The organism is Oleiphilus sp. HI0079 (genome assembly GCF_001635105.1).
Genome location: NZ_LWFT01000535.1, coordinates 1 through 3,892, shown reverse-complemented (window position 1 = coordinate 3,892; position 3,892 = coordinate 1). Strand labels below are relative to the sequence as shown.

Below are 3,892 nucleotides of genomic sequence, written 5' to 3'. Positions count from 1 at the left end.
TGTAAATTCAACGTAGTAGCGGTCATAGAGTAATACTAGTTTTACATTATCCAGCGATAGCGCCCGTTTGATGATTTCCTTTGAACTGATCCTATTCTCTACCATCAGCAAGAACACGAACGTATAGAGACTCTCTGAGTAGTTCTTGGTGGATGCTTTGGTAATATCTTCTCGGTTATTTTCTAACGCGTCCATTAAGTGGACATGCAGTCGTTTGTATCTGTTTATATCGCTCGGCGTGTATTCTGAAAAGCAGGAGGGCTCTAACGGATAACTATCGATGCGTTGCGTCAATCTAAGGTGATGAGAGGCCTTTGACCCTTCGTCTTTGCATCGATTTATCAGATATTGGAATCGAATACCTGCGTGGTGATGGGGCTGCCCTTTGGAGCCTTGAAGTAAAGCGCTTTGCAAAGCTTTAAAGTCCTGTTGATCTAGATCTCCAATCGTTGATGCACTTTGGTTTTCTAGAAAGCAATCGATGAGTGCTTTTGCACTTAAATTAGCTGCTTTAATCGTTTTCTGACGAGTTTGCTTGCGTCGAGCTATTCCAAATTTTTCGGTTGGAAGTTTTTGGCTTAGTGGGTTATTCGAATGTGCCTCATCAATCGTTCCGACCTTGGATTTAATAGCTTTAAAACCAAGCGCTGAGAAAATGTTATTTGAGATCACTCTTAAGTTGGTGAAGTCTGCTGCAACACAACGAGAAGATGTTGGGCTGTATGACGAAATACCCAGATCAGCATGGCCTGTAATGCCTTCAATAACTTCTTCGTCGCAACCTGCTTTTAAATGCGTCTTGAAAAAACGATGACGAAAGAAGTTCTTAGGCATATCCCAACTAAGAGGACTTTCTGTTGAGAAATGTTTTGTTTCTATTGTGCTGACGCTTAAATCTTCATTCAGCAAAAAGAAGAGGCCGAATGGTTTGCTTTGGTCAGGCGTCACTAGCGAAATGATCGCATCACTTAAGCCCGAGTTTATCTCTCTCAATGTGTCGGCGAGCTCGGATAAATGAGATAGATAGTGTCGGGTAATTTTTTGCGCCTGAGTTGGCAGTGGCGCTATTCGGCCGTCGCGGCGGTGACCATCGGATTTGTCATTAATAAAAATGAGGCCTTCTTCAAGATTAAAGTGTTCTATGCGCTCAAACGGATCTCTTACCGGTCGAGCGCCTGTTGCTGCACAGATGGCGATCATGCAATACAGGCAATAGTCATTGTGATACTCGAAGAGCTTGTCGTATTTTTGCCCTAATTTCTTCGTCGCATTTCGGATCCTTTCTGCAACGATTTCGTCATCGATATTCTGCGCGCTTCCGCAGAGCAGTTGGTCATCGTCTATGTCGGTGATTGTGTAACCTAAATCAAGAGATCGGACTTCTTTAGCTGACCATGAGTTATAGGAGGTGAGTGATGGAAGTTGTTGATATGGGTGATAGGTTAAAATGCGACTTAGCGTGTTGGATTTTGTTTGCTGATAAATTTGTTGCTCAGCACCATACTGCAGCATGGACGGCTGTAAGCGAGAGAGTCCTTCTATTGTCGATATGTTTTTATTAAACCAGTTGTCGAGTGACTGTTTTGACTGACTTTGCCACAGCTCGCCAATTCGCTTCCCTCCGTTGTTTCTGGATAACTCGAACAAGGTGCTTCTGAACCGTAAGGGTAGTTCGATAGAGAAGGTGTCTTCGACTTGTTCTAACGGTAGATCGGTTTTCTCTGAAAGTGCTGTTTTTAAATACTCATTGGCTGGTCGCAAGCGTTTGAACTTCTGATCGGTTGGAGAAAGAGCCCACTCTTTTGTTAAGTCGTCAGAGATTAGCATGTCCTCAACGCGCGAAGGTGTCCGTCCAAGTTTCAAACCAATGTAGATTAATGTCGTGCCGAGGGAGGCTATAGGGTCACTCGCAAGCGGGGTGTCTAGAGTTGACTCGAGTAATTTGATTTCATTTGGGCTAGGTTTGAAATGCGACCATGGTAGATAGCACGCCTGCTCTGAACTCGTATACAAAATCGTTTTGGAGGATAGCGCCTGGTATTCAGGTAAGAGCTCTTCAGCAGGGTTAGTGGTTTGCTCTAGCGAATCGCTTGAGCCCTCAATAATCTCGGAGTTATCCCAGGGATCTAATGATTTCCATGTGGCGTTGTTAGGAGAGCGCTCATGCTTTAATTCCGCTACCGCTTGTGTTGTTGCTTGGATAAAGCTTCGAAGATAAAGGTTTCGGAAGAATTTGGATTTATCCTCTCTGCCTGTGATGCCGCTTGCGTTAAACGTGTGGACAAAGGTTTGGGTGATTTGCGATGAAAAGGTATCGAAATCTGGCGTCCATTCATCAATCTTCTCGATTAAAGCCTTTAGAGCTTTATCGCAAAGCTCCATTCGTCGCGCTTTGGTTTTGTTGTTGTCGAATGCGAAGAAACGGCTCAGCTCAATCGTATTTTGCTCGAAAACTAGGTTTTGATTTTGGTCGCTGGCGTCAATTGCTTTAACGATCAACCATAGCTTTAGGTGGTAAATTTTTCGACGTAAATCTGTCAGGCTTGCATCTGCGTTACTGTGCAACAGTATAAGCAGGTGATATCTAGAACGCTGTTTTTCTATTGTCTCTTTTAAGCCTGCAGGGAAGGTGAAAAGGTTTGTTTCTAAGAGTTCTTCCGCGTAACTAGAAAAACGATGAAGTTGATACGCGTAGGGTGAATCACCCCATCTAGACAAAAGATCCAGACATTCTTTCTGTTTGAAATAATCTAGAACGACTTGAAAAGCGTTAGGCTCCAAACTCGATAACTGAAAAATTTCGAACAGGGTTGTGGTAACCAGTTCAAGATCATGTTTTTGAGTCCAGTCGGTGATGGCCTTATTATATGTTTCAAAGTTTTGTTGGGTGTAATAGGCCATTTTTTAATGCCAAAGTTCGGTCAATTCTATTGTTTTATTGCTTCGCCAAACTCGTATAGTTTTTTTAGTTCCAGTATATCTAGGCTTTCGTAGAATTTTCGTCTGAACTTAATATGAGGATTTCCAGTTGGTGCAGGGTGATATTCGATAATGTTGACTTCATCTGCGGCCAGTCGATTCAGTTGTTTATTCTTTAATTCAGTATAATTCTCATTGCTTATGGCAAGAACAAGTACTCCAATACCATAGTGCTCTGCGTATAGTTTCATCCCACTGGCATCTAACTTGTTTATCAGTGTCTCTGGGTGGATAAAACAGAAATAGGCTTTGTTTGCGAACCTTGTGTGAGAAATAGCTTCAAAGATCCAATGCTCCCAAGACTCATCCGTTAGTTTTGCCTCAACCGTAGTGATCTCTATTTCCGGCTTGCTATAAATTTCTTCGATATTTATACCAATGACGTCAGGATTTCCCCATTTGCCATTGTTCTTACGGCTAGAGATGTCAGCGACACGGTCATGACCCTTCTCGATAAGCCATTGTTTTATAAACGGGTAAATGTTCTCTTCCCTGAATAAACTTTCCTCTTCTGGTAGATCATCTAGGATCGTATTTTCCGAATCTTCGATTTCGCTTGCGAGACTCTCAAGATAGTAGCCTTTCCGACCTATGATGTTTATTTCCGTATCTTGGCGCTTTGAAATCATGGATAGGTACACGCGAAATGTTTCCGGTGTGATCACCGGAAGTTTATTTGGGTGTTTTTTACTGATTTCTTGATATTTTTCGTAGATTTCTTGAGCGGGTGCGCCGTTGTCGGGAGAGAGTCTTTTTTCGCGTCTGAGTATGAACTCTGCTATTAGCTTGACTTCATCCTCGCGGCGACTTGTCAGGTTTATGTTCTGTATAAGATCGTCAATATTTTTTTTCATATGAGTATGCTCTTCTTATTGTTCGGGTAATCCGTCTACGTCTCGTTCTGCCTCTCCAT

2 protein-coding genes are annotated in these 3,892 nt (G+C 42.6%); both read right to left on the bottom strand.

Going from position 1 to position 3,892, the window contains the following annotated elements; genetic code table 11:
- Positions 1–2,901 (bottom strand): hypothetical protein (locus A3750_RS07965; protein WP_197474956.1); only part of this gene is annotated, 2,901 nt, incomplete at its 3' end.
- A gap of 26 nt (positions 2,902–2,927) precedes the next feature.
- Entirely contained in the window at positions 2,928–3,833 is a 906-nt protein-coding gene (locus tag A3750_RS07960; protein ID WP_068548152.1) for a hypothetical protein, read from the bottom strand.
- Between the last annotated feature and the right edge of the window lie 59 nt (positions 3,834–3,892).